This window comes from Sphingomonas sp. PP-CE-3A-406, assembly GCF_003688625.1.
Taxonomy (GTDB): Bacteria; Pseudomonadota; Alphaproteobacteria; order Sphingomonadales; family Sphingomonadaceae; genus Sphingomonas.
In genome coordinates this window covers 227,908-252,770 of the sequence record NZ_RCWY01000002.1, presented here as the reverse complement: position 1 = coordinate 252,770, position 24,863 = coordinate 227,908, and the positions used below count along the sequence as shown (strand labels likewise).

Here is a 24,863-nt window from a genome sequence, read left to right as displayed (position 1 = left end):
GTGCAGGAGATTAAAGAATGACCAACGACGACAGTGTTCCCGTGCGATTGTTACCCGTGGTGGCCGCGGCGCTGGTCGATTTTGAGGGGCGGGTGCTGCTCCAGCAACGGCCCGAGGGAAAGTCGCTCGCCGGCCTCTGGGAATTCCCCGGCGGCAAGGTCGAACCGGGGGAGACGCCCGAAGCCGCCTTGATTCGCGAACTCGAGGAGGAACTCGGGATCGCGGTCCCGCACGCCTGCCTGGCCCCGGCGACGTTCGCCAGTGCGCCGCTGGGCGATCGCCACCTGCTGTTGCTGCTGTACGTCACCCGCAAATGGAGCGGTGTCCCGCGTGCGCTCGAGGCGACCGCGTTGCGCTGGGTCAGGCCGGTCGAGATGCACGCGCTGGCGATGCCCCCCGCGGACCGTCCGCTGATCGGCCTGCTCGACGCGCTGATCTGACTCGGCAGTCCGGTACGGTCAGCCGCATCGGCGAACGGGCTGCAACCGCCGGGCAAACGTCACTGCCGTCGTATGGCGTCCGACCGACCCAGGGGACGTCTAGGGAAGAAGACCTAGAGAATGTTGGACGCCCTTTGCGGCGTTGCTGCCCTGGCCGAACCGCTTGTGCCAAAGCCCGGTAATGATCGGCACTATGATCGATGTCATGATCACGCAGATAGCGACCAACGTCGTGGCATCTTTCGCGACCGGCATGAATTCCGGTGCGACGGCTGCGATTGCCAGAGGATTGGCTACTGCGGCGCCGGCAGTCGACGATGCGGCGATGCCAGCAGTACCGGTGCCTCCGCCGACCAGGATGTCCGCAACGATCAGCGGCACGCCGGTCGCGACGATTACGAAAAGCGCGAAAACGATACCAAGCGCAGCCAGTGGTGACATGAGCGTATGCAGATCGATGGTATTGCCGAGCGCAAACGCGAAGAAGGGGATCAAGATCTTGCATCCCGGCGAAAAGAAATCGCGTAACTTCGGATCGAGGTTCCCGAGAGCAAAGCCCACCACAAATGGCAATACGGCGCCGATAAACACCGCCACTTTGAAATGCGCTACTCCCGTTGCGCCGAGTATGAGCATGCTCATCAGCGGACCGGACTCGATCGAGAGCAGGACGAAAGCCCCGGATTCCTCGCTGCTTCCGAAACTTTGCATCAGCGATGCGTACAGCCCACCATTGGTCATATCGACCGCGCACACGAGGGCGAGAAGCGACATGCCCGCAAAAAAGCCTGTCTGAACACCGTCCGGTGGAATGTACCGGGACGCGATGGCGACGATCACCCAAGCCGTAAGAAGCTTGGTCAGCAGCAGAGAACCGGATTTGCGGAGCACTGTCGTGGTCGTGCTGAGATGGACGGACGCGCCGATGCAAAAGAACCAGATCGCAAGGATGGGGATGATCCCGGTCATGAGCCCCTGGGTAAAGCCGCTGAAATACGTCGGCGCGCCTGGCGCAAGCGTTCGGCACAACGCGCCAATGAACAGTGGCACTATCATCATGCCACCTGGAATGCGGTCGACGCAGTCCTTGATATTCATCGGGGCACTGCCACCGTAGCCTTGCCTAGCTCGATCTTCCGACGGTCGTAAGCGTCGAATTTCTTGAGAATGCTGGTCATGTCGGGAGCACCTCGTTCGGTCGCCGCGGGAGAAAATGGCCCCGGCGGCGAGCAGAGCACGGAGCAGGCTTCTACAGGGCAACTACCCCGGCCGCATCTGGCCGAATCGGTACTTTATCGCGAAGCCCAACCGTTTCGACTGGCCTCGCCAATCCTGCATGAGCCGAAGGTCCAAGGCTGTGGCAGCCAGTAAGGGTGATCGATCAGCACTGCGAGAAAGGCGGCCCCGCCGCGCAGTGGCAGCGATCGCCGCTGACGTGTTCGAAAGCGGCCCTTCCGCTTACTTCCCACACCGGCCATTCCGCTTAAGGAACGCCCACTTGCAGACATTCGAGAGACGTTCGATGATGCTCGAATGGCCTCTACGGAAAGAAGCGACCTAATCCCTACTCTACGAGCGCGGCACAGGGATGCGGCGGAGCAACTCAAAAAGGCCCGTGACGATGGCGATCGTGCGCAAACACGAGCTTGGGAAGCCGCGTTCAAACGGATTAGCACGTTGAGATATGAGGCCGGAGACGATTTGAATGCACCGATCTGGTAATGTGCGCTTTCGCCCACACCCGGTCGTTCCATACTTATGGCCGGGGCGTGCGGGCTTGGCGGGCAAAGTACTCGCCGTAGTCGCCTCGACCTTCGAATGCCTCTGCGTGAAAGCCAGTTGGTTGCAGAACCAGTGATCGTGTCTCCATCGCTTTGGCAAGATTTTTCGAAACGGCGTCATCTTCGAAGATCCACGGTGTTATCGCGACCATGATAGCTCCCACAAACAGGAACTCCGCGTCCGATGAGGCTTCACCCCCGAAGTGGTCGAACACATCTCGCCATAGTTTGGGAGCGGCCGGATCATGAGAGAGTCCGGTAAGAAAATCGGGCTCCGCCCAATGCCACCAAGTCAGGAATAGCAGATGCAGGGCTGATCCTCGATCGCGATCGCCCGCGTCCCATCCCGCGCGAAGGCGTTGATACGTCTCTTCCATGGCTTGGCCGCACCCCAAACTAAGGGTGCGTTATGGCCGAAGGTAGTTATGTCCGCTATCCTCCCCATTCCGGCCGTCCGCTTTCGCCCACAAGCGGACGTTGCGCGAGGCGGGGGGCGGTGGCAGTCTAACCCGATGCTGGCCGTAACAATCCTCATCGTTTGTGTCGCAGTCTTCTCGGCTGCCGCGATCAATGCCGTCGTTCAACAGCGGCTTCTGGAACAAGGCGGACGCTGGTTCCCTAGCACGGTTAAGTCAGGCCTATCTGGGATTGCCGTTATGGTCGGCGTCTTGGCTCTTTATTTCGGGATAGGCAGCATCATCGTTCGCCTGGCGGCCTAACGTCCGCTTTCCTCTCCATTTCAGACATTCCAGCCGACCAGCAGTCGACGAAATTCGCGATTAGAACTAGTTAGCCAGCGCTAAGTAACTGAAAATCAAGGTTAGACAATTTGGAGGCCCGACCGGGAATCGAACCCGGGTGCGAGGATTTGCAGTCCTCTACGTCACCACTCCGCCATCGGGCCCCGATGCGTGAAGGCGGCGCAAATGCTTCGTTTTGCGCGGCGGGTCAACCGGGAGTTTGCGGATCGCGTCGAATTGTCGGGATCGGCGTGGCAGGGGCGTGCAAGCAGACCGGCCGTTGCTCGATGCGCGGTCTGGTCGCGACGGTCGCAGGGCAGTGGATGCGGTGAGCCGCAGCGCGCGAGGGCGATTTGCGCGGGACGACGGTCGGTTTGCTTGCTAGAGGAGCCGCAGAGGTGTTGCCGTGGACTTCCGCATGCGCCCTCGACGTCCCGCCCGCGGCATCTCGGTGTCACACGGGCGGGCGGGGCGTCACCCTCCCAGCATTGGTCATCTTCCGCACTTCGTCGCGTCGTGCGGGGGCTTCCGCCTGTTTTGAACCAAACGCGCGCTTGGCGTAGCGCGGGGCGCGCGATATCAGGTCATCACGACAACTAGTGTATTGCACATGTAAAACAGCTGTGCGACAGGATAAGCCATGACGACGATGAGCATCGACACCGCCCCCCTCGCAAGCCAGGCCGCCACCCCCCCGATCGGCGGCGCAGACACCGGCCCCACCGCATCGGCATTCGACGGCATGCGCCACGCGATGGTCGCCAGCCAGTTGCGCACCAACGCGGTCAACGACCAGCGCGTGGTCGCGGCGATGGCGCGGGTGCCGCGCGAGACGTTCATGCCCGAGGCCGTCCGGTCGATCGCGTACCGCGACACCGCGATCCCGCTCGGCGGCGGTCGCTATGCCAACCTGCCGATGGCGACCGGCCGGCTGCTGACCGAAGCGTATCTGACGGCCAGCGACCGCGTGCTGCTGATCGGCGCGGCGAGCGGCTACACCGCTGCGGTGTTGTCCGAGATCGTCGCCTCGGTGGTCGCGGTGGAGAGCGATCCGGGCTTGGTCGCGACCGCACGTACGGCGCTGGCCGGGGTCGGCAACGTCGAGCTCGTCGAGGGGGCGATGACGGACGGCAGCGCTGCCGGGGCGCCCTATGACGTGCTGATCGTCGACGGCGCGGTCGAATCGGTGCCCGAGGCGCTGATCGCGCAGGTCCGTCCGGGCGGCCGTGTCGTCGCCGGGATCGCCGAGCGCGGGCTGACCCGGTTGGCGGCAGGACGAAAGACCGACGGCGGTTTCGCGCTGGTGGCCTTCGTCGACGTAGAATGCATCACGCTACCCGGCTTCGACACGCCCAAATCCTTCAAGTTCTGAGGCAGACCATGCCGCGCACCGCTCATATTCGTCGTTTGTTTCTGGGTGTTGCGCTGGTTTACGGCGCTGCACCGGTTGGCGCCGAAACGCTGCGCGAGGCGCTGGTCAAGGCGTACAACACCAACCCGACGATCACCGGTCAGCGCGCCGCGCTGCGCGCAAGCGACGAGAACGTGCCGATCGCGCGCGCGACCGGACTGCCGTCGGTCAACGCGACCGGCGACTATACCGAGTTCGTCGTCACCGCGCAGAACAGCTTCATCGCGCCCCCTCGGCAGGCGGTGGCGCGCGCGAACGTATCGATCCCGTTGTATCTTGGCGGTCAGGTCCGCAATTCGGTCGCGGCAGCCAAGACGCGCGTCGAGGGTGGTCGCGCGACGCTGCGCGGGACCGAGGCGGATCTCTTCACCAACGTCGTCAGCGCGTACATGAACGTGATCCGCGACGAATCGATCGTCGGGCTCAACACGCAGAACGTCCGCGTGCTCGACGTCAATCTCCAGGCCAGCCGCGACCGATTCCAGGTCGGCGACCTGACCCGTACCGACGTCGCGCAGTCCGAGGCCCGTCTCGCGCTCGCCCGCGCGCAGCTCCAGTCCGCCCAGGCGCAGCTAATCTCCAGCCGGGAAAATTACATCCAGCTGGTCGGCACGCCGCCCGGCACGCTCGAGCCGCCGCCGGTATTGCCGCATCTGCCCGACAGCCCGGCATCGGCGGTGACGGTCGCGATCGACAATAATCCGACCCTGCTCGCCGCCGCCAAGGAGCGCGACGCGACCCGCTACGACATCGGCGTGGCGCGCGCGACTCGCCTGCCGCAGATCAGCGCGACGGGTGGTGCTGGCTACACCAACTATCTGGGATCGATCAGCAAGACCAACGGCGTCGCCGCGTTTCCCAACGCGAACAAGACGGTGCAGGGCGGGCTGTCGCTGACCCTGCCGCTGTTCCAGGGCGGGCGTCCCGCGGCGCAGGTCCGGCAGGCCGAGGCGCTCAGCTCGCGCGCGATCGAGAACGTGACCGCGACCGAGCGCAACGTCATCTCGCAGGCGCGCTCGGCCTATGCGGTGTGGCGGTCGTCGGAGCAGGTGATCCAGTCGTCGGAGACCGCGGTCAACGCGAACAAGCTGAGCCTCGAAGGTGTCCGCGCCGAGAACAGCGTCGGGACTCGGACGATCCTCGATATCCTCAACGCGGAGCAGGAATTGCTCAACAGCCAGGTCACGCTGGTGACGGCGCGGCGCGATGCGTATGTCGCGGGCTTCGCGTTGCTTGCCGCGATGGGGCAGGCCGAGGCGCGCGACCTGGGTCTCGACGGCGGCGTGCTCTACGATCCGGTCGCCAATTACAAGCGGGTCAGCCACAAGATCTGGGACTTCGGCGGCGACGGCGAGCCTGCCGCGGTGGCGACCAGCACCGCGCAATCGCCCGCGCAGGACGCACATGTACAGCCGCAAAGCGATCCGTTGCTCGCAACGCCAGTTGACAGGAACCCGGCATTGACGACAGGTATGGACGCGCCGAGCCGCCGATAGGGGCGTCGCGCGGCCATGGGGTTTGGGATGGTCCGGATGGGGGATATCAGTGCGGAGCCGTCGATGGAGGAAATCCTCTCGTCGATCAAACGGATCATTGCCGAAGAGGGCGATACGATGCCCGGTCGTAACCGCCGTCCGTCGCGGCCGATGCCGTCGCCGGTCGATCGCGACGCCTACCTGGACGGCGGCGCCGATGCTGACGACGACGAAATCCTCGAACTGAGCGATCCCATGCCGATGGTCGACCGTACGCCCCGCACGCCGAAATCTCCGGTGCTGTCTTCCGTCGATGCGGTCGCCGAGTCGCGTCAGTCCGCGCCGAAGGCGCAGCCTGCTGATGCACCCTCGGCCGCCGCCGCACCGACCGATCGGCCGATCGTGTCGCGCGAAACCGCCGCTGCAACGCGCGCGCCGCTCGAAGCGTTGACGCGGATGATGGTGAAACCCGATGCCAACAGCGACGGCACGCTCGAAGGCCTCGTCCGCGAAATGTTGCGGCCGATGCTGCGCGAATGGATGGACGCGAACCTGCCCGGCCTGGTCGAGGACATGGTCGCGCGCGAGATCGCCAAGATCATGAACCAACAGCCCTGATCGGAACGGCGGACGCGCGCGTCTGCCGTTCATATCGCTTAACACCCCAAGTGGGTTGCCGACGCGGCCGATCTGGTTTTATCGCTGCGGAACAACGCCGTGCGATGCGGTGTTTGACTATCCATGTCCGATACCGAGAGCGTTAGCCCCGCCGAAAAACCGGCAATTCCTGCGTCGCACGGCGGGCAGAACGACTTTTCGTCCGCGGACACCAACAGCGATATTTTCTTCGCCGCGGTGAAGACCACGCGGATGCCGATGGTCGTCACCGACCCGCACCGCGACGACAACCCGATCATCTTCTGCAACGAGGCGTTCTCGTTCATGAGCGGCTATTCGCAGGACGAGATCCTCGGCCGCAACTGCCGTTTCCTGCAAGGCCCCGAGACCGACCGCACCGCTGTCGCGGAAGTACGCGCGGCGATCGCTAACCGCGAGGAGGTCGCGGTCGAGATCCTCAACTACCGCAAGAACGGTTCGACCTTCTGGAACGCGTTGTTCGTGTCACCCGTGTTCGGCGAGGACGGCACACTCAAATATTTCTTCGCCAGCCAGCTCGACATCTCACGTCGGCGCGAGGCCGAAGAGGCGCTGCATGAGGCGCAGCGGATGGAAGCGGTCGGCAAGCTGACCGGTGGGATTGCACACGACTTCAACAACCTGTTGCAGGTCATCCAGGGCTATGCCGACATCCTCGACGCGCGGATCGATCCCGACGACAAGTCGGCACGCCGCGCGGTCGATGCGATCTCCACCTCGGCGACGCGCGCCGCGACCCTGACGCAGCAATTGCTTGCGTTCGCGCGGAAACAGGAATTGCGCGACCGGTTGATGAACCTCAACCAGCTGATCGGCGACTTCCGTGTGATCCTCGAACGCAGCGTGGGCAGCGGCATCACGCTCAAGCGCGATCTGGCGGAGGATCTGTGGAACTGCCGCGTCGACCCGGTCCAGGCCGAGATGGCATTGCTCAACATCATCGCCAACGCGCGCGATGCCACCGGCGGCGCGGGCAAGGTCACGATCGCGACGCGCAACGCGGTGCTGCCCGAGGATGCCAGCCTCGCCAAGCTCGAACCCGGCGAATATGTCGTGGTCAGCATCTGCGACGACGGCCCCGGCGTCGACCTGACCACCGCCGACAAGCTGTTCGAACCGTTCTACACCACCAAGGAAATGGGCAAGGGCGCCGGGCTCGGCCTCGCGATGGTGTACGGCTTCATGCGCCAGTCGGGCGGCCTCGCGACCGTCCGCAACGGCGCTGGCGGCGGCGCGGAGTTCTCGCTGTATTTTCCGCGCGCGAGTGGTGCGGTCGAGCGCAAGCCTGCCGCACCACTCGCGCCGCGCACCGGCGGCGCCGAGCGCGTGCTGATGGTCGAGGATCAGATCGAGGTCGGCGAACTCGGCCGCACGATCCTCGAGGATCTCGGCTACGAGGTCGTGCTGGTGAACAGCGCGCGCAGTGCGCTCGACACGCTGGCCGGCGATTCCGATTTCAAGTTGCTGTTCACCGATATCCTCATGCCCGGCGGGATGAATGGCGTCGCGCTCGCGCAGTCGGTGCGGCGCGATTATCCACATACCGCGGTGCTGCTCACCACCGGGTTCGCCGACGAGGCGATCGACGAAGGCAGCCGGTCGTTCGAGCTGATCCGCAAGCCGTATCGCCGCAACGAACTGAACGAGCGGATCCGGCAGGTGCTCGACAAGCCGGGCGCGCGTACCTGACGTTGGCGTACCTGAGGCTGGCCTAGCGCGGGCACGCTCGCTAAGGCTCGGCGCATGAGCGAGCTTCCCAAAACTTTCGACCCGGCCTCCATCGAATCGCGCTGGTATGCGCATTGGGAGGCGAGCGGCCAGTTCCGCCCCGACCGTCCGAACGCCGAGCCGTGGACGATCGTCAACCCGCCGCCCAACGTCACGGGCTCGCTGCACATTGGCCACGCGCTCGACAACACGCTGCAGGACATCCTCACGCGCCACGCGCGGCTGAAGGGCAAGGATGCATTGTGGGTGGTCGGCACCGATCACGCCGGCATCGCGACGCAGATGGTGGTCGAGCGCCAGATGGGTGCGCTCACCCCCCCGCAGAAGCGTACCGACCTGACGCGCGAGGAGTTCGTCGCGAAGGTCTGGGCGTGGAAGGAAGAGAGCGGCGGCGAGATCACGCAGCAGCTCCGCCGGCTCGGCTGCTCGATGGACTGGAAGAACGAGCGCTTCACGATGGATCCGGGCTTCTCGAAGGCCGTCCTGAAAGTGTTCGTCGACCTCCACAAGCAGGGGCTGCTGTACCGCGACAAGCGCCTCGTGAACTGGGATCCGGGCCTCGGCACCGCGATCAGCGACCTCGAGGTCGAGACGCGCGAGATCAAGGGGAGCTTCTGGCATTTGCGCTATCCGCTCGCGGATGGATCGGGCTTCGTCGAAGTCGCGACCACGCGGCCTGAGACGATGCTCGCCGACATGGCGGTGGCGGTGAACGGCGCGGACGAGCGCTACACCGCGCTGATCGGCAAGCAGGTGAAGCTGCCGATCACCGGCCGTCTGATCCCGATCATCGCCGACGACCATGCCGATCCGGAACTCGGCTCGGGCGCGGTGAAGATCACCCCGGGACACGACTTCAACGATTTCGAGGTCGGCAAGCGGGCAGGGATGGCCGCGGGATCGATGCTCAACATGCTCGATGCGAAGGCGCGTGTCGTGCAGGTATCGGACGGGCTGATCCCCGCCGAGCTGCTCGGGCTGACGACCGCGGAGGCGCGGAAGGCCGTCGTCGCGCGTCTGAAGGACGAAGGCTTCCTGATCGCGCATGTCGACAAGGACGGCGAAGAGCACGACGCCGAGCCGCGCATGATCCAGACGCCGTATGGCGACCGCTCGGGCGTGGTGATCGAGCCGTGGCTGACCGACCAATGGTATGTCGATGCCAAGACGCTAGCCCAGCCGGCGATCGAGGCGGTGCGCACCGGCGCGATCGATATCGTCCCGAAGACCTGGGAGAAGACGTTCTTCAACTGGATGGACAACATCCAGCCCTGGTGCGTGTCGCGGCAGCTGTGGTGGGGGCATCGGATTCCGGCTTGGTTCGGGCCCGCGATCGATGAGAACGGTCTGGTTAGCTACATCGACCACGATGTGGATGCTGATGGGCTTCTAGTTGAGACCATTACTGGTCAGAATAACTCTTTCGTCGCCGAAACAGAGGAAGAGGCCATTGCTGCGGCGCAGGCCCTCTACGGCGACCGATACAAAATTGCAGTTGATGATCGTTTTCCACGCGGGACAAACGACACTGTTTATATTGTCCGCGATCCCGATGTGCTCGATACCTGGTTCTCTTCCGCCCTCTGGCCCTTCGCCACGCTCGGCTGGCCCGAGGAAGCCACTGTTCCCTCTCCCCTCCGGGGAGAGGGCCAGGGTGAGGGGCAGCCAAGCAGCGCAGCGCCCGGTACGACCCCTCACCCCGACCCTCTCCCCACAGGGGAGAGGGAGCAGAAGCAGTTGGGCGGCCGCTACCCGAACGACGTGCTCATTTCCGGCTTCGATATCCTGTTCTTCTGGAACGCGCGGATGATGATGCAGGGGCTGCACTTCATGAAGGACGTGCCGTTCCGCACGCTCTACCTCCACGGCCTCGTCCGCGCGGCGGACGGTGCGAAGATGTCGAAGTCAAAGGGCAACGTCGTCAATCCCCTCGGCCTGATCGACACCTACGGCGCCGACGCACTGCGCTTCTTCATGGCGGCAATGGAGAGCCAGGGCCGCGACATCAAGATGGATGAGAAGCGCGTCGAGGGCTATCGCAACTTCGCCACCAAGCTGTGGAACGCCGCCCGGTTCGCGCAGGCCAACGGCATCGTCGCCAGCACCAATCTGGAGGCGCCGCGCGCGGAACTGGCGGTTAACAAGTGGATCATCGCCGAGACGATCGCGACCGTCCAGACGGTCGACCTCGCGCTCGCCGACTACCGCTTCGACGGCGCTGCCAACGCGATCTACCAGTTCGCGTGGAGCCGCTTCTGCGACTGGTATCTCGAACTGATCAAGCCGCAGATGATCGGCGACGATCGCGGCGTTATCGACGATGAGTCTAAGGCCGTAGCAGGCTGGGTGCTCGACCAGATTCTGGTCCTGCTGCACCCGTTCATGCCGTTCATCACCGAGGAACTGTGGCACGCGATGGGCCCGCGCGATCACGACCTAATCGTCTCGCAGTGGCCAATGGCGGACGCGCGCGCGCTCGATCCCGAAGCGAGTAAGGAAGTCGACTGGCTGATCCGTCTGGTTCAGGAAATCCGCACCGCGCGTAACGAACTGAACGTGCCCCCGGGCGCGCGCCTGCCACTCCACGTCCGTGATGCGAATGCAGCAACCTTGGCGCGGCTCGAACGCCAGGCGCCAGCGCTCGCGCGTCTCGCCCGCGTCACGCATGCCGACGGCGAAGCCACCGGCGGCGCGGCGCAGGTCGTGGTCGACGAGGCAACGTTCGTCCTTCCCCTCGAAGGCGTCATCGACCTAGACTCCGAACGCGCCCGCCTGACCAAGGCGATCGCGGCGGCGGAGAAGGAGCGCGACGCGCTGTCGGGCCGCTTGGGCAACGCCAGCTTCGTCGAACGCGCCAAGCCCGAAGCGGTGGAAAAGGCCAAGGCCGACCACGCCGACAAGGCCGCCGAAGCCGCGCGGTTGCAGGCGGCGCTAGGCCGTTTAGGCTGACCTGCTCCCCTCCCGCAAGCGGGAGGGGAATGCGTGGTTGAAGACCTCGTCGCTCCTACCGAGGTCCGCCCCCAGGTTCCGCCGGGATGGCGAATCAGCAAGCATAGGCGAGGGAGCCTTCGACCCTCAAATCAGCAACGCCGTTTCCCCCGCTCCCCCCCGGCGAAGGCCGGGGTCCAATTGGGTGACGTGGCTGACTGCGACAGCGCTCCATTACTACGACCTTCCCGATTGGGCCCCGGCTTTCGCCGGGGCGGCATAGTTATTCGGGGCAGGGACCTACCGGCTTGTTCCGGAGTTCACTCCGCGGCTAGGCAGTCGACATGACAGGACGCCTGACCGTTCGCCGGTGGTTGCCGGACCGAGTTCGGCCTAACGGAGAGACTGTGTGAGCGACCTTCCACCCGACGTCGACGCCACCGCCGTTTCCCAAGACCTGTCCAGCGCAAAGTCCGACGGCCGGCGCGGCAAACCCGGCCAGCGCGACCTCACCGCCGGCCACATCGGTCGCACGCTACTCGCCTTCGCGCTGCCAACGCTGGGCTCGAACATACTCCAGTCGCTCAACGGCTCGATCAACGCGATCTGGGTCGGGCGCTATCTCGGCGAGGGCGCACTTGCTGCCACCTCGAACGCCAACATCATCATGTTCCTGACCTTCGGCGCGGTATTCGGGTTCGGCATGGCCGCGACGATCCTGGTCGGCCAGAGCTTCGGCCGCCACGATCTGGAGGGCGCACGCCGCGCGTTCGGCTCCGCAGTCGGGCTCGTGCTCGGCGGGGCGATCGTCATCGCCGCGCTCGGCTGGGTGTTCGCGCCCGAGATCCTGCACCTGCTCGCCACGCCCGGCGACGCGATGCCGCTCGCGCTCGCCTATCTGCGGGTGATCTTCCTTGGGTTGCCTGCGTCGATGATGATGGTGCTGCTGATGATGGGCCTGCGCGGGACCGGCGATTCGATGACGCCGCTGTGGTTCATGCTGCTGAGCGCGATCCTCGACAGCGGGCTCAACCCGTTGCTGATCGCCGGTATCGGACCGTTCCCGCAGATGGGGATCGCCGGTTCGGCAATGGCGACGCTGGTCGCGAGCCACGTCTCGCTGCTCGGGCTGATCGTCTACATCTACAAGCGCGACCTGCCATTGCGGCTGCGCGGCAACGAACTCCGCTACCTGATCCCCGAGCGCGCACTGACCGGCACGATCGTCCGGAAAGGCCTGCCGATGGGCGCGCAGATGCTCGTCATGTCGACTGCCGGCCTCGCGATGGTCGGGCTGGTCAATCGGCTCGGCGTCGATACCGCGGCGGCCTATGCCGTCTCGCAACAGCTGTGGACCTATATCCAGATGCCCGCGCTGGCGATCGGCGCGGCGGTCAGTTCGATGGCGGCGCAGAATATTGGAGCTGGCCGCTGGGACCGGGTCGGCGACATCACGAAGTACGGCCTGCTCTTCAACGTCGTGCTGACCGGCGCGATGGTCGGGGTTGTCATCCTGTTCGACCGATCGGTGATGACGTTGTTCATCGGCGCAGCCAGCCCCGCGCTGCCGATCGCGCGGCATGTTCAGTTGATCGCGAGCTGGAATTTCATCCTGTTCGGCATGACGATGGTGCTGTTCTCGACCGTCCGCGCGAACGGCGCCGTGATCGCGCCGCTGATCGCGCTGATCGTCGCGCTGTATCCGGTGCGGATCGGCTTTGCGTTGTTGGCCAAGCCATGGCTCGGCGCGGATTCGCTGTGGTGGAGCTTTCCGCTAGGATCGCTGACGACGCTGGCGATCGCGGCGTGGTATTATCGCTACGGGAACTGGCGCAAGGGCGCTCTGGTCGTGCCCGACGAGGGTGAGGAACAGGCGCACGGCATGAGCGAGCCGGGCGGGCGGTTGCAGCCGACGGGGTGAGTCCAAACGCGTTCCCTCCCTGAAAGGGAGGGGCTGGGGGTGGGTAGGTCGGCTCGTGTCCCCACGGTTCGGATGTGCGGAAGCCAACCCACCCCCGACCCCTCCCTTCCAGGGAGGGGGAAAGCCTACCGCAGACGTTTCACGAAAGACCGCCCACCTTCGCGGCGCTCATGCTGGAAGTTCGGGATTGTCTCGATCAGGTCCGATAGCCGGTTGAACCCATAATTCCGCGCGTCGAAGCTCGACCGGTTCCCCGCAAGCTGCCCCAGTTCGGCAACGCTGGCATACCCCTTCTCGTCGCGCTTCACCGCGTTGTACGCGTCGATCAGCAGCTTGATCACCTGCTCGTCGATCGGCTGCGCGGTCTTTGGCCGAGCGACCGGCGCTGGCGTAGCGGGCTTCTCGCCAGCCACCGGAGCAGGCACTGGCGCGGGCATAGCCTGCGACGTCTCGTTCAGCGCGCCGACGTCGATGAACCGCGTGCAGGCCTGGCGGAATCCCTCGGGCGTGCGGCTGGTGCCGAAGCCGTAGACCGGTATCCCGTCCTGGCGGATGCGCGTCGCGAGCGGCATGAAGTCGCTGTCCGACGACATGATCCCGAACCCGTCGATGCGCCCGCGGAACAGCAGGTCCATTGCGTCGATCGTCATCTTCATGTCGGTCGCGTTCTTGCCCTTGGTCAGGTCGAACTGCTGCTGCGGCTCGATGCCGTGCTTGATCGACATGTCGCTCCACGCCTTCAGCGCGGGCTTCGACCAGTTGCCATAGACCCTCCGGACGTTGACCGTGCCGAGCTCGGCAAGGACGGTCAGCACCGGGTCGAGGGTCGCCGCGGACGCATTGTCCGCGTCGATCAGGAGGGCGACGTTGCGCGTTGTGGTATCGATCATGCGCGCAAGGTTAGCCCCGCGCGCGCGCCGCGTCCACGCTCCACGCGCCACCACCGGCCGCAGCGAGGTACAGGAAGACGAAGCAGTAGAGCACCGCGGCCTCGCCGCCATTGGCGATCGGGAAGGGGCCCTTCGGCATGTGCGCCATGAAATACGCGACCGCGGACATGCCCGACAGCACGAACGCGACCGGCCGCGTGAACAGGCCGACGATCAACAGCCCGCCGCCAACGACTTCGAGCACGCCCGCGATCGTCAGCAACGGGTTCATCGGCATCGGGAAGGGCGGCAGGCCAAAGAATTTCGAGATGCCGTGGCTGAAGAACACCAGCGCGACGACGATGCGCATGACGCTGAGCAGGCGGGCGGACCAGGTGGCGGGTATCGGCATGGGGTATCCTCGAGTGTCGTTGCGTGGGCGAAACGTCACACGGGGGCGGCGCGAGGTCAATTCGCGTAGATCGAAACGGATCGTTGACAGGACGCGCTCTCACAATCCTCCCCCGCCAGGGGGAGGTGGCTGGCGCTTGCCAGACGGAGGGGGAGGTAGGCGCCAACCGTCGGTCCGTATCCGCCCCCTCCGTCACCTGCGGTGCCACCTCCCCCTGGCGGGGGAGGATCGTAAATTACGGATACTCGATCGACGTTACCTCATATTCGCGCTCGCCGGCGGGAAGGTCCACGCGCCGCACGTCGCCTATCGCAGCGCCGCGCAAGGCGCGCGCGAACGGCGAGTTCCAACCGATCCGCCCATTGCTCGCGTCGGTCTCGTCGTCGCCGACCAGCGTCAAGACCCGCTCGACATCATCCTCGTCGGCAACCGTGACGCACGCGCCGAACCACACGCGCGAGCGGTCTTCCTGCACCGCCGGGTCGACGACCTTCGCCGCCTTCATCCGCTTCGACAGCCAGCCAAGCCGCCGGTCGATCTCGCGCAGGCGCTTGCGGCCATAGATATAGTCGCCGTTCTCGGACCGGTCGCCGTTACCTGCGGCCCAAGAGATGACTTCAACCAGCTTCGGCCTTTCGCCAGCGAGCAGGTGCTCATATTCCTCGCGAAGAATCGTGTAGCCGGCGGGGGTGATGTAGTTGGGACGGTCCATGCGTTTGCCTACCATGTTCTCCCGCGAAGGCGGGAGCCCAGTCTGGGGTCCCGCCTTCGCGGGAGAACAATCGTATGAGGTAGCGAGACCTCAACCCGGCCGATTCTTCCCCAGATACCACGACAACCGCGCCGCCCCCCGGCTCTTCGCCCGCGCGGGGTTCATCAAATCGTACACCACCGCATTTTCCAGCACGCGCTGCACATAGTTGCGCGTCTCCTGGTACGGGATCGCCTCGACCCAATCGACCATGTCCACGGCCCCGGTCCGCGGATCGCCGTTCGCGCGGAGCCACTTGTTCACGTTGCCGCCGCCCGCATTATACGCCGCCACCGCCAGTGGATAACTGCCGTAATTGGCATACACCCGCTGGAAATAGCTCGAGCCAAGCATGATCGACATGTTCGGATCGGTCGTCAGCGCCGCCTGATTGTACGCGAGGCCGATCTTCCCCGACTGCTCGCGCGCGGTCGCCGGCATCAGCTGCATCAGCCCGCGCGCGCCGGCGTGGCTCACTGCGGCGCGATCGAACTGGCTCTCCTGCCGCGAGATGGCGTGGATGATCGTCCAGTTGTCTTCATACCCCGCAGGCACCGCGACCATAGGGAAGCCGACCGCGGAATAATCGCTGAGGCCGTTCGCGAGCGCACTGCGCCCGACCATCACGCCGAGATCGGGGCGGTTGATCGTCTTCGACAGTTCGGCGGCGAGCAGATGATCGGTATCGCTCGTCGCATCCGCGGCAATCTGGCGCACGAATGCGGTCTGGTCTTGCCAGTCGCCGATTTGCCCGAGGAACTTCACCGCGCGCACCACCTCGCGCCGGTCGAACGCGGCGCGTACCGACGGATCGACGGCGATCGACGCGACCGACGGTGGCGCCACCAGCGCGCGCCCGGTGCGCTCGTTGGCGAGCTGCCCGTAATATTGATCGCGGTACCCCGCCGCCTGACCATAGAACGCTGCTGCCTGCGGGGCGAGCCCAGCCGCCTCCGCCGCACGCCCCGCCCAGTAATACCCCTTCGACCGCACCTGCGGCGACCGCGAGCCGCGCGCGTACCGGTCGAACAGCGTCATCGCATCCGCCGGCCGCCCGAGCTGCTTCATCGCCACCCGTCCGCCAAGCCAGGCGAGATTGGTATATTCGTCGCGCTCGGCGTAGGATTTCGTCGAGACATCCGCGCCATACGGATACGCGTCGTCGATCTGCCGCGCGATATCGTAGGCCGTCTGGTACTGCCCGTCGTTCGCCGCGCCGTTCGCGTTGGTGACGAGCACCTCGTACCATTCCGCCGCATTCCCCGGCCTCGTCACCAGCGACCGAGGCCGCGCCAGCCACGCGCGGGCGGACGGGCTTGCCCCCGAATTGCGCAACCACTGCGCCCGGTCCGCGACGTAGCCCGCATCGTTCGCATACAAGGTCTGCGTCGCGGCCGAGATATCCGACGCGTTCGGCGCATTAGTCCGGAACGCCAGCCGCGCCTCGAAGATCGGCCGCCGCGCCGGGCTCGTCCATGCCAGTTGCCGTTGCGCGGTGCCTGTCTGGCCCGCCCACAGCAGCGCATCCATCCGCGCATCCTGATCGTCCGGCGTCAGCGCACCCGGAAAGCCCGACAGCACCATCGCCTCGTCTGTCGGCGTCAGCCCGCTGCTCCGCCACGCCGTCCGCACCGCCGCATACGCCTGATCGCGCGCACCCGTCGCCATCAACGCCCGCGCGTAACCGACCCCGCCCGACGCCGACTGCGGCGGATAGCGACGGAAAAACGCGACGACGCTCGTTGGCGATCCGGTGGCCGCCTTGCGCTCGGCTGCCCGCCGGTTCGCGGCTTCGTTCGGCCAGCCCGGATGCGCCATCAGGAAGCCGGCATAGCTGTCGAACGGCAACGCATCGGTCTGCTGTAACGCGCGCCACTGCGCGATGGTCGAGGCGATCGCGCCGTCGCTCATCGTCGGGTTCGCGACCGGCTGAGCCTGTGGCCCCATATTGGCGAGCTGCGTGCTGTAGCGATCCAGCGTCTGCTCGCCGCCCTGGCCCAACACGCCGGACGAAACCGCCGTCCCCGCGACCACGGCTAGAAGAAGGCTCGTCTTGAACATCGATGCTACCATGTGGACAGCATACGCATCGAACCCGTATCTGTCCTGAACGAAATCCAGATACGTCCCAGGATCTGGCGAATTAGGACCGCAGGCCACCGCATGTTTTCAGGATCGATTCCCGCGCTCGTCACGCCGTTCGCCGCCGATGGCAGTTTCGACGAACCCGCCTATCGCGATTTCATCGAGTGGCAGATCGTCGAGGGCTCGTCGGGGCTGGTCGCGTGCGGGACGACCGGCGAGGCGGCGACCCTGTCGTACGACGAGCATTTCCATGTCGTCCGCGTCTGTGTCGACCAGGCGAAGGGCCGCGTCCCCGTCATCGCCGGCGCCGGCTCGAACGACACGCGCGTCGCCTCGGCCAACCTGCGCGCCGCCAAGGACGCCGGCGCCGACGCCGCGCTGATGGTGCCGCCCTATTACAACCGGCCGGGGCAGGAGGGCATCTTCCGCCACTTCGAAGCGCTGGCGCAGACGACCCCGCTGCCGATCATCCTCTACAACGTCCCCGCGCGGACGGTGACGGATATCCAGCCGGCGACGCTGGCGCGGATCGTCGCGGCGTTCCCGGACGTGTTCGTCGGCGTGAAGGATGCCAGCGGCGTCCTCGCGCGCGTCTCTCAGCATCGCGCGTCGTGCGGGCCGGATTTCTGCCAGCTGTCGGGTAACGACGATATGGCGCTGGCGTTCAACGTGATGGGCGGCACCGGCTGCATCTCGGTGAGCGCCAACGTGGCGCCGAAGCTGTGCGCGGAATTCCAGGCGGCGTGCCAGGCGGGCGATTTCGTCAAGGCGCTGGCGTATCAGGACCAACTCTACCCGCTGCACGAGGCGCTGTTCACCGACGCCTCGCCGGGGCCGGTGAAGTACGCGATGACCAAGGTGCGCGCCGGCTTCCCCGAAACCCTGCGGCTGCCGATGACTCCCGCCGGCGAAGCCTCGCGCGCGGCGGTCGACGCGGCCCTCGCGCACGCCCGGCTGGTCTGAAGCCCACTGCTACAAGGCGAGATTGACGGGCCGCGTCGCCGCATGGTTGCCATCGAAGGCGAACGCGGCGTTGGGCCCGTCGCGCTCGACCCAATGCAGAAACAGGTGCGCGGACCACGCATTGGGGTTGGGCATGATCCGGCCATGCCGACGGTGCACGCCCTGATACAGGACGCCGTCGCCGGGCTCCATGCTGACCGAGGCGAACCCCGCCGAACCGAAATCATCCTCGACCACGGGTTTGGGCACGGCGATGTGGTCGGTGCCGATTTCCAGGTCCCACGCCACGCCGTCGCTGTAATCCAGCGTCAGCGACAGGCTATGTTCACACGATGGCCGATCGCTGTGCACGCGGCAGATGTCGCCTTCCTGGTAGATCCGGAAATAGCTGTATGCCGGCAGCAGGTCACGCCCGATCGCGGTGGCGACGAACGGCGTCAGGCCCCACAGGAGCCCCAGCATCGGCGGGTAGTGAAACCCGTAGACCTCGATCGCGTCGCGCCGCAGCAACGCCGAGCCGTTCTTCTGCGCCGTCAACGGCGTGCCCCGAGCCTCCATGTCGGTGATGAGTTGGCGGAGGAAGGCGTTGGCGACCGACGGCGCGATCAGGCGCGGAACGGCGGCATAGCCGTCTTGGTCGTAGCGTTCGGTGACGTTCATGGCATGAGCTAACCCAATGGTCGGGGGGCGGCAATCGCCCGCTAGTCAATCGTAGGGCAACGTCCGCCGCAGCCGCCTCCGCCCTGACGAGCGCGAACTTCGTCTAGTCTGGCCACAACAGGCTCCCCTCCCTGGAAGGGAGGGGCAGGGGGTGGGTAGGCCAGCTTGAGCCGCCACGGTTCGGATATGCGGAACCCGACCCACCCCCAACCCCTCCCTTCCAGGGAGGGGCGGAGAAGAGGAGGGGCACGTAATAACGTCCACCACCGCTTCCCCTAAGCGCTCCGACCTCCTACATCGCGCGTCCCATGGCACGTCCCAAACCCCCGACCTTCGAGAAGACCAAGATCGTCGCCGAGAACCGGCGCGCGCGGTACGACTATTACATCGAGCAGGTGTTCGAGGCGGGCATCGCGCTCACCGGCACCGAGGTGAAGGCGCTGCGCGGCGGCGAGGGCTCGATCGCCGAGGCCTATGCCGAGGTGAAGGGCAAGAACGTCGTCCTGGTCAATTCGAACATCCCCGAATTCAGCCATGGCAACCGCTTCAACCACGAGCCCAAGCGGCCGCGCAAATTGCTGCTGCACGAGCGCGAGATCAACAAGATGTTCGGGGCGGTCGCGCGCCAGGGCATGACGCTCGTGCCGCTGATGATCTACTTCAATTCGAAGGGCCGCGCGAAGATCGAACTGGCGCTCGCCAAGGGCAAGCAGAACCACGACAAGCGCGATTCGGTGAAGGAACAGGACTGGAAGCGCGAGCAGGGCCGGATCATGCGGGATCGCGGATAACCGACGTGGCGCCGGTGTCGATGACCCTATCGTCTTGAGCATATTCGGGCGTCTCGCGGCGTGGTCGCGTCGTAACCTGCCGACCCGCGAGTCGATGGAGCGGAACCGCCTGCTGCGGCCCGTCGCGCACCGCGTGCTCGCGCCCGAACTGTGGCGTTTCACGCGCCGCTCTGTCCCGCGTGGCGTCGCGCTCGGAATGGTCGCGGGTATCCTGATCCCGGTCGCGCAAACCCCGGTCGCCGCGATCTTCGCGCTGCCGTTTCGCGCCAACGTGCCGACCGCGGCGCTGACCACTTTCATCACCAACCCGCTGACCACGCCGCCGCTCTGGATCGCCGCCTATTGGATTGGCTCGTCGCTGCTCCGCCTCGACGCGCACGTCCCCGGCCAGCCCGTCGCAGATGCTGCGGCGCGCACCGAATGGATCCCGTGGCTGATGCAGGCTGGCCCCGCCACCGCGCTCGGCCTGCTGGTCATAACGGTCGTGTGTTCGATCGGCGGCTATGCGCTCAGCGCGCTTGGCTGGCGGTTGTGGATCGCGCGCAAGTGGCGGCACCGGCATGATAATCGCCACGGTCATATTTCGTAACATTTGACACCGGTTGGAATTGACGGACCGTCCTATCGGCGTAGAACACACCGCATCCTGACGATCTTTCTCCGAGGTTCTTGATGCGCAAGTCGATTGTTACCGTGATCCTGCTCGCGTCCGCGGCGTCGGCTTTCGCCCAGACGAAACCCAGCACCAACCGCCCATCGCCTGTGCTGGCGAAGGCCGCGAAAGGCCCCGTCGCCGCCAAGGATGCGAACAAGCCCCAGATCGGCGATTTCGGCTTTGATATGGCAGGCCGCGATACCAGCGTGACGCCGGGCACCGACTTCTTCGACTACGCGAACGGCGGCTGGGTGAAGACCACGCCGATCCCCGCCGATCGCTCGTCCTACGGGATGTTCCACGTCCTCCAGGACCTGTCGCTCGCTCGTACCCGTACGATCCTCGATGCCGCAGCGACCAAGCCCGGCGACAAGGTCGGCGATTTCTACTCGAGCTTCATGGACGAGGCCGCGGTCAACGCGAAGGGCGCGGGCCCGGTCAAGCCGATGCTCGCCGCGCTTAAGGCGTCCAAGGACAAGACCGCGCTCGTCACCGAGATCGCCAGGCTCCAGCGTCAGGGCGTCGGTGGCCTCGTCGGCGTAGGCGTGTCGCAGGACGACAAGGACCCGACCACCTATGTCGTCCAGTTCGGGCAGAGCGGCCTCGGCCTCCCCGACCGCGACTATTACCTGAAGGACGACGCCAAGCTCGCGACCGTCCGCACCGCGTACCAAGCGTATCTGGCGCGGATGCTGACGCTAGCCGGCGAGCCAAACGCCGCCGCCCGCGCCGCCGCCGTCTTCAACATGGAAAAGGGCCTCGCGACGGCGCACTGGACTCGGATCGAGAGCCGCGACGCCGACAAGACCTACAACAAATGGACCGCCGCCGACTTCGCCGCGAAAGCGCCGGGCTTCCCCTGGGCGCAGTACATGACCGCAATGGGCGTCACCGGCCGTCCGTTCTACCTCGTCGCACAGCCCAGCGCAGTGACCGGCGAGGCCAAGGTCTTTGCCGACACGCCGGTCAACGTCCTCCAGGACTATGCGATGCTCAAGGTGCTGCGCGCCTACGCGCCGTATCTGTCGAGCGATTTCGACAAGACCAACTTCGCGTTCTACGGCACCACGCTGTCCGGCACGCCCGAGCAGCAGGTCCGCTGGAAGCGCGGTGTCACGACCGTGTCGGGCGCGATGGGCGAGGCGATCGGCCAGCAGTACGTGGCCAAGTATTTCCCGCCCGCGTCGAAAGCTGCGGCGGATGATCTCGTCAAGAACGTCATCGCAGCGATGGGCGAGCGTCTCAAGAACCTCGAATGGATGGCGCCGGAAACCAAGACCAAGGCGCTCGCCAAGCTCGCCGCCTTCACCCCGAAGATCGGCTATCCGGACAAGTGGCGCGATTATTCCGCGCTCCAGATCCAGCGCGGCGATCTCGTCGGTAACGTCGCGCGCGCCAACGCGTTCGAATACGACCGCGACCTTAGGAAGCTCGGCCAGCCGATCGATCGCGGCGAGTGGTTCATGACGCCGATGACGATCAACGCCTACGCCAATCCGACGATGAACGAGGTCGTCTTCCCGGCTGCGATCCTCCAGCCGCCGTTCTTCGATCCGAAGGCGGACCCGGCGGTCAATTACGGCGGCATCGGCGCGGTGATCGGCCACGAGATCAGCCATCACTTCGACGACCAGGGCCGCAAATACGATCTCAACGGCAAGCTCACCGACTGGTGGACGCCGCAGGACGTCGCGCGCTTCAAGGTGTTCACCGACGCGCTCGTGAAGCAGTACGACGCGTACGAACCGCTTCCCGGCCAGCACATCCAGGGCGGCCTGACGCTCGGCGAGAACATCGCCGACTTGGCGGGCCTGACGGTAGCCTACGACGCGTACCACAAGTCGCTGGGCGGCAAGAAGGCACCAATCATCGACGGCACGACCGGCGACCAGCGCTTCTACTACGGCTGGGCGGGCGTCTGGCGCACCAAGTTCCGCGACGCCGCGCTCCAGCAGACGCTGCTGTCCGACCCGCACTCGCCAGGCCACCAGCGCGTCCTGACGGTCCGCAACCTCGACCCCTGGTACGCCGCGTTCGGCGCCAAGCCCGGCGAGAAGAGCTACCTCGCCCCCGCCAACCGCGTCCGCATCTGGTAATTCCTGCCGTTCCATAGAGCCCCGTCATCCTGGGCTCGACCCAGGATCCAGAGCCATGCAGGCAACGCTGCGGGCTCTGGATCCTGACTTTCGTCAGGATGACGAAGTCTGGAGAGAAACATGAAGTCCTTCATCGTCGCCGGCCTGCTAGCCGCAACCGCCATCACCGGCGTCACCGCCGCCATCTCGCAAACGGCTGAGCCGACCCCGCCAGCCGCCGCTTCCACCGGCGCGCAATACGGCACGTTCGGCTTCGACGAGAAGGGCATGGACAAGACCGTTCAGCCCGGCGACGATTTCTACAGCTACGCAAACGGCACCTGGGCGAAGAACACGCCGATTCCGGCCGACAAGGCGGCGTATGGCGCGTTCAACTTCCTCTCCGACCTGTCCGAGAGCCGCACCCGCGGCATCCTCGACACCGCCGCGAAGGACCCTAAGTCGAAGATCGGCCGCGCCTACGCGACCTACCTCGACACCGGCACGATTGAGGCGAAGGGCCTCGCGCCGATCCGCCCGTGGCTGAAGAAGGTCGCCGCGCTGAACGACCGTGCGGGCTATCCGGCCCTCCTCGCCGAGGCGGACCGCGCCGGGATCGGTGGCCCGTTCGGCGGCGGCGTCGGCCAGGACGACAAGTCGCCTGAGCAATATGCGCTGTCGCTCGGCCAGTCCGGCCTCGGCCTCCCCGACCGCGACTATTACCTCAGCACCGACGCGAAACTGGTCGAGGCACGCAACGCCTACCGCGCACACATCGTCAAGATGCTCACTCTCGCCGGCGAACCCAACGCCGAGGCGCGCGCCACAGCGTTGCTCGCGTTCGAAACCGAGATCGCCAAGGTCAGCTGGACCCGCGTCGACAGCCGCGACGCCACCAAGACCTACAACAAGATAACCGTCGCCGATCTCGCCAAGCGCGCGCCCGGCTTCGATTTTGCCGCGTATTTCAAGGGTATCGGCACGCCCGTCCCGACCGTCATCGTCGCGCAGCCATCGGCGATCACCGGCATCGCCAAGCTCATAGCGACCGCCCCGATCGGCGTGCTCAAGGACCAGCTGATCCTGCGCTCGCTCGACGGTTACGCCGACGTCCTCCCCAAGGCGTTCGACGCCGAGCAATTCGCGTTCTTCGGCACCGTCCTCGGCGGCACGCCCGAGCAGGAGGCTCGCTGGAAGCGTGGCGTCCAGTTCACCTCGGGCGCGCTCGATGACGAGGTCAGCAAGCTCTACGTCGCACAGTATTTCCCGCCCGAGACCAAGGCGGCGGCCGACAAGCTCGTCAAGAACGTGCTCGCCGCGATGGGCCGCCGGATCGACAAGCTCGAATGGATGGCGCCCGAGACGAAGGTGAAGGCGCACGCCAAGCTCGCCGCGTTCACGCCGAAGATCGGCTACCCCAGCCAGTGGAAGGATTTCTCCGGGCTGACGATCACGTCCGGCGACGCGTTCGGCAACGAATGGCGCGCGAACGAATGGCAGCACCAGGACAACATCGCCAAGCTCGGCAAGCCGCTCCAGCGCTGGGAATGGGGCATGACGCCGATGGAGGTTAACGCCTACGCCAATTTCGGCATGGTCGAGATCGTCTTCCCCGCCGCGATCCTGCAACCGCCGTTCTTCGATCCGAAGGCGGATGACGCGGTCAATTACGGCGGCATCGGCGCGGTGATCGGCCACGAACTGAGCCATCATTTCGACGATCAGGGCTCGAAGTATGACGCCAAGGGCCAGCTCACCGACTGGTGGACGCCGCAGGATGTGTCGCGCTTCAAGGCGCTGACGGGCAAGCTCGGCGCGCAGTACGACGCCTACGAACCGCTCCCCGGCATGCACGTGAAGGGTCAGCTAACGATGGGCGAGAACATCGCCGATCTCGCTGGCCTGACGGTGGCGTACGACGCGTACCACACCGCGCTCGGTAGCAAGACTGCTCCGGTGCTCGACGGGTTTACTGGCGATCAGCGCTTCTATCTCGGCTGGGCGCAAGTGTGGCGCCGCAACTACCGCGAAGCCAACCTTCGCAACCGCTTGCTGACCGATCCTCATTCGCCGTCGCAGCAGCGTGCGTGGGTCGTGCGCAACCTCGACCCCTGGTACGCGGCGTACAAGCCGACGCCCGGGCAGAAGCTGTACCTGACGCCGGAACAGCGCGTTCGGATCTGGTAAGGGCCAGCTTCCCTTGCGACTGCGGGGAAGCAGGAGCGCAGTAAGGAAAGCGCCCAGTCCGCCCAACTTGCAACGGCCCCCATCCCTGAAAGGGAGGGGCAGGGGGTGGGTAGGCCGCTTGGGAGGAACGACGTCCGCCAACAGGCCGACCCACCCCAACCCCTCCCTTCCAAGGAGGGGAGCAGGATCAACCTTACCCTAGGCACAACAACCACCCCGGCGAAGGCCGGGGTCCAGTTGGGGGACGTTGCTGACGGCGGTCCGCGCATCGTTATTACCACCTCTCCAACTGGGCCCCGGCCTCCGCCGGGGTGGCGATTTCTTGGGGGAACGT

At 65.6% G+C, this 24,863-nt stretch carries 19 protein-coding genes and 1 tRNA gene; 12 read left to right on the top strand and 8 right to left on the bottom strand.

The genetic code is table 11. The annotated features are described in order from the left end of the window. Nucleotides 1-17: 17 nt before the first annotated feature. The gene (locus C8J44_RS07615) at nucleotides 18-440 is read left to right on the top strand and encodes a (deoxy)nucleoside triphosphate pyrophosphohydrolase (protein ID WP_060526916.1); all 423 of its coding nucleotides are present in this window, start codon (nucleotides 18-20) and stop codon (nucleotides 438-440) included. A gap of 99 nt (nucleotides 441-539) precedes the next feature. On the opposite strand, the gene C8J44_RS07610 is transcribed toward C8J44_RS07615, so the two are convergent. The 3 genes from C8J44_RS07610 to C8J44_RS07595 all read right to left on the bottom strand — a co-directional run bounded on the left by C8J44_RS07610 (nucleotide 540) and on the right by C8J44_RS07595 (nucleotide 3,125). Continuing rightward, nucleotides 540-1,538 (bottom strand): 2-keto-3-deoxygluconate permease, encoded by a 999-nt coding sequence (locus C8J44_RS07610; RefSeq protein ID WP_121904047.1) that lies wholly within the window; start codon nucleotides 1,536-1,538, stop codon nucleotides 540-542. 658 nt (nucleotides 1,539-2,196) lie between these two features. After that, nucleotides 2,197-2,598, bottom strand: a complete 402-nt coding sequence (locus C8J44_RS18180; protein WP_147453152.1) for a hypothetical protein — start codon at nucleotides 2,596-2,598, stop codon at nucleotides 2,197-2,199. 453 nt (nucleotides 2,599-3,051) lie between these two features. Beyond that, nucleotides 3,052-3,125, bottom strand: a tRNA-Cys gene (locus tag C8J44_RS07595). Between the two features lie 578 nt (nucleotides 3,126-3,703). On the opposite strand from C8J44_RS07595, the gene C8J44_RS07590 reads away from it, so the two are divergent. From C8J44_RS07590 to C8J44_RS07565, 6 genes are all read left to right on the top strand, one after another. Beyond that, nucleotides 3,704-4,333: a protein-L-isoaspartate O-methyltransferase gene (locus C8J44_RS07590; protein WP_259466827.1), complete on the top strand. Its 630-nt coding sequence runs from the start codon at nucleotides 3,704-3,706 to the stop codon at nucleotides 4,331-4,333. Between the two features lie 8 nt (nucleotides 4,334-4,341). Then, entirely contained in the window at nucleotides 4,342-5,868 is a 1,527-nt protein-coding gene (locus tag C8J44_RS07585) for a TolC family outer membrane protein (RefSeq protein ID WP_121884603.1), read from the top strand. 36 nt (nucleotides 5,869-5,904) lie between these two features. Next, nucleotides 5,905-6,465 carry a DUF2497 domain-containing protein gene (locus C8J44_RS07580; protein ID WP_183128737.1) on the top strand — a complete coding sequence of 187 codons (561 nt, stop codon included), beginning with the start codon at nucleotides 5,905-5,907 and terminating at the stop codon, nucleotides 6,463-6,465. A 123-nt stretch (nucleotides 6,466-6,588) separates the two neighbouring features. Next, nucleotides 6,589-8,193: a histidine kinase famiy protein gene (locus tag C8J44_RS07575; RefSeq protein WP_121904044.1), complete on the top strand. Its 1,605-nt coding sequence runs from the start codon at nucleotides 6,589-6,591 to the stop codon at nucleotides 8,191-8,193. 54 nt (nucleotides 8,194-8,247) lie between these two features. Next, complete coding sequence (locus tag C8J44_RS07570) at nucleotides 8,248-11,181, top strand: valine--tRNA ligase (RefSeq protein ID WP_121904043.1); 2,934 nt, start codon at nucleotides 8,248-8,250, stop codon at nucleotides 11,179-11,181. A gap of 388 nt (nucleotides 11,182-11,569) precedes the next feature. After that, complete coding sequence (locus tag C8J44_RS07565) at nucleotides 11,570-13,081, top strand: MATE family efflux transporter (protein ID WP_310886160.1); 1,512 nt, start codon at nucleotides 11,570-11,572, stop codon at nucleotides 13,079-13,081. A 125-nt stretch (nucleotides 13,082-13,206) separates the two neighbouring features. Here the strand turns inward: C8J44_RS07565 and C8J44_RS07560 are convergent, their stop codons facing one another. The 4 genes from C8J44_RS07560 to C8J44_RS07545 all read right to left on the bottom strand — a co-directional run bounded on the left by C8J44_RS07560 (nucleotide 13,207) and on the right by C8J44_RS07545 (nucleotide 17,186). Further along, nucleotides 13,207-13,971: an NYN domain-containing protein gene (locus C8J44_RS07560; RefSeq protein ID WP_056050921.1), complete on the bottom strand. Its 765-nt coding sequence runs from the start codon at nucleotides 13,969-13,971 to the stop codon at nucleotides 13,207-13,209. Between the two features lie 10 nt (nucleotides 13,972-13,981). Beyond that, nucleotides 13,982-14,362 (bottom strand): DoxX family protein, encoded by a 381-nt coding sequence (locus tag C8J44_RS07555; protein WP_056050920.1) that lies wholly within the window; start codon nucleotides 14,360-14,362, stop codon nucleotides 13,982-13,984. A gap of 235 nt (nucleotides 14,363-14,597) precedes the next feature. After that, the gene (gene greB / locus C8J44_RS07550) at nucleotides 14,598-15,074 is read right to left on the bottom strand and encodes a transcription elongation factor GreB (RefSeq protein ID WP_121904042.1); all 477 of its coding nucleotides are present in this window, start codon (nucleotides 15,072-15,074) and stop codon (nucleotides 14,598-14,600) included. Nucleotides 15,075-15,164: 90 nt separating this feature from the next. Beyond that, the gene (locus C8J44_RS07545) at nucleotides 15,165-17,186 is read right to left on the bottom strand and encodes a lytic transglycosylase domain-containing protein (RefSeq protein ID WP_121904041.1); all 2,022 of its coding nucleotides are present in this window, start codon (nucleotides 17,184-17,186) and stop codon (nucleotides 15,165-15,167) included. A 90-nt stretch (nucleotides 17,187-17,276) separates the two neighbouring features. Here C8J44_RS07545 and dapA point away from each other — a divergent pair, with 90 nt between their 5' ends. Continuing rightward, complete coding sequence (dapA, locus tag C8J44_RS07540) at nucleotides 17,277-18,161, top strand: 4-hydroxy-tetrahydrodipicolinate synthase (RefSeq protein ID WP_121904040.1); 885 nt, start codon at nucleotides 17,277-17,279, stop codon at nucleotides 18,159-18,161. A 9-nt stretch (nucleotides 18,162-18,170) separates the two neighbouring features. Here dapA and C8J44_RS07535 read toward each other — a convergent pair whose 3' ends face one another. Next, nucleotides 18,171-18,821, bottom strand: a complete 651-nt coding sequence (locus tag C8J44_RS07535) for a hypothetical protein (RefSeq protein ID WP_121904039.1) — start codon at nucleotides 18,819-18,821, stop codon at nucleotides 18,171-18,173. 308 nt (nucleotides 18,822-19,129) lie between these two features. Between C8J44_RS07535 and smpB the strand changes: the two genes are divergently transcribed. The 4 genes from smpB to C8J44_RS07510 all read left to right on the top strand — a co-directional run bounded on the left by smpB (nucleotide 19,130) and on the right by C8J44_RS07510 (nucleotide 24,529). Beyond that, complete coding sequence (gene smpB / locus C8J44_RS07525; RefSeq protein WP_055879372.1) at nucleotides 19,130-19,612, top strand: SsrA-binding protein SmpB; 483 nt, start codon at nucleotides 19,130-19,132, stop codon at nucleotides 19,610-19,612. 40 nt (nucleotides 19,613-19,652) lie between these two features. Further along, nucleotides 19,653-20,201, top strand: a complete 549-nt coding sequence (locus tag C8J44_RS07520) for a DUF2062 domain-containing protein (protein WP_404969206.1) — start codon at nucleotides 19,653-19,655, stop codon at nucleotides 20,199-20,201. A gap of 83 nt (nucleotides 20,202-20,284) precedes the next feature. Next, the gene (locus tag C8J44_RS07515) at nucleotides 20,285-22,363 is read left to right on the top strand and encodes a M13 family metallopeptidase (RefSeq protein ID WP_121904038.1); all 2,079 of its coding nucleotides are present in this window, start codon (nucleotides 20,285-20,287) and stop codon (nucleotides 22,361-22,363) included. A 120-nt stretch (nucleotides 22,364-22,483) separates the two neighbouring features. After that, on the top strand, nucleotides 22,484-24,529 hold the full coding sequence (locus C8J44_RS07510) for a M13 family metallopeptidase (RefSeq protein WP_121904037.1): 2,046 nt from the start codon (nucleotides 22,484-22,486) through the stop codon (nucleotides 24,527-24,529). Nucleotides 24,530-24,863 lie beyond the last annotated feature (334 nt).

What these genes read in the sequence shown, in the direction of transcription:
- C8J44_RS07615 (WP_060526916.1), top strand. Translation starts at nt 18, where the DNA reads ATGACCAACGACGACAGTGTTCCCGTGCGATTGTTACCCGTGGTGGCC.
- C8J44_RS07610 (WP_121904047.1), bottom strand. Translation starts at nt 1,538, where the DNA reads ATGAATATCAAGGACTGCGTCGACCGCATTCCAGGTGGCATGATGATA.
- C8J44_RS18180 (WP_147453152.1), bottom strand. Translation starts at nt 2,598, where the DNA reads ATGGAAGAGACGTATCAACGCCTTCGCGCGGGATGGGACGCGGGCGAT.
- C8J44_RS07590 (WP_259466827.1), top strand. Translation starts at nt 3,704, where the DNA reads ATGCGCCACGCGATGGTCGCCAGCCAGTTGCGCACCAACGCGGTCAAC.
- C8J44_RS07585 (WP_121884603.1), top strand. Translation starts at nt 4,342, where the DNA reads ATGCCGCGCACCGCTCATATTCGTCGTTTGTTTCTGGGTGTTGCGCTG.
- C8J44_RS07580 (WP_183128737.1), top strand. Translation starts at nt 5,905, where the DNA reads ATGGGGGATATCAGTGCGGAGCCGTCGATGGAGGAAATCCTCTCGTCG.
- C8J44_RS07575 (WP_121904044.1), top strand. Translation starts at nt 6,589, where the DNA reads ATGTCCGATACCGAGAGCGTTAGCCCCGCCGAAAAACCGGCAATTCCT.
- C8J44_RS07570 (WP_121904043.1), top strand. Translation starts at nt 8,248, where the DNA reads ATGAGCGAGCTTCCCAAAACTTTCGACCCGGCCTCCATCGAATCGCGC.
- C8J44_RS07560 (WP_056050921.1), bottom strand. Translation starts at nt 13,971, where the DNA reads ATGATCGATACCACAACGCGCAACGTCGCCCTCCTGATCGACGCGGAC.
- C8J44_RS07555 (WP_056050920.1), bottom strand. Translation starts at nt 14,362, where the DNA reads ATGCCGATACCCGCCACCTGGTCCGCCCGCCTGCTCAGCGTCATGCGC.
- greB (WP_121904042.1), bottom strand. Translation starts at nt 15,074, where the DNA reads ATGGACCGTCCCAACTACATCACCCCCGCCGGCTACACGATTCTTCGC.
- C8J44_RS07545 (WP_121904041.1), bottom strand. Translation starts at nt 17,186, where the DNA reads ATGGTAGCATCGATGTTCAAGACGAGCCTTCTTCTAGCCGTGGTCGCG.
- dapA (WP_121904040.1), top strand. Translation starts at nt 17,277, where the DNA reads ATGTTTTCAGGATCGATTCCCGCGCTCGTCACGCCGTTCGCCGCCGAT.
- C8J44_RS07535 (WP_121904039.1), bottom strand. Translation starts at nt 18,821, where the DNA reads ATGAACGTCACCGAACGCTACGACCAAGACGGCTATGCCGCCGTTCCG.
- smpB (WP_055879372.1), top strand. Translation starts at nt 19,130, where the DNA reads ATGGCACGTCCCAAACCCCCGACCTTCGAGAAGACCAAGATCGTCGCC.
- C8J44_RS07515 (WP_121904038.1), top strand. Translation starts at nt 20,285, where the DNA reads ATGCGCAAGTCGATTGTTACCGTGATCCTGCTCGCGTCCGCGGCGTCG.
- C8J44_RS07510 (WP_121904037.1), top strand. Translation starts at nt 22,484, where the DNA reads ATGAAGTCCTTCATCGTCGCCGGCCTGCTAGCCGCAACCGCCATCACC.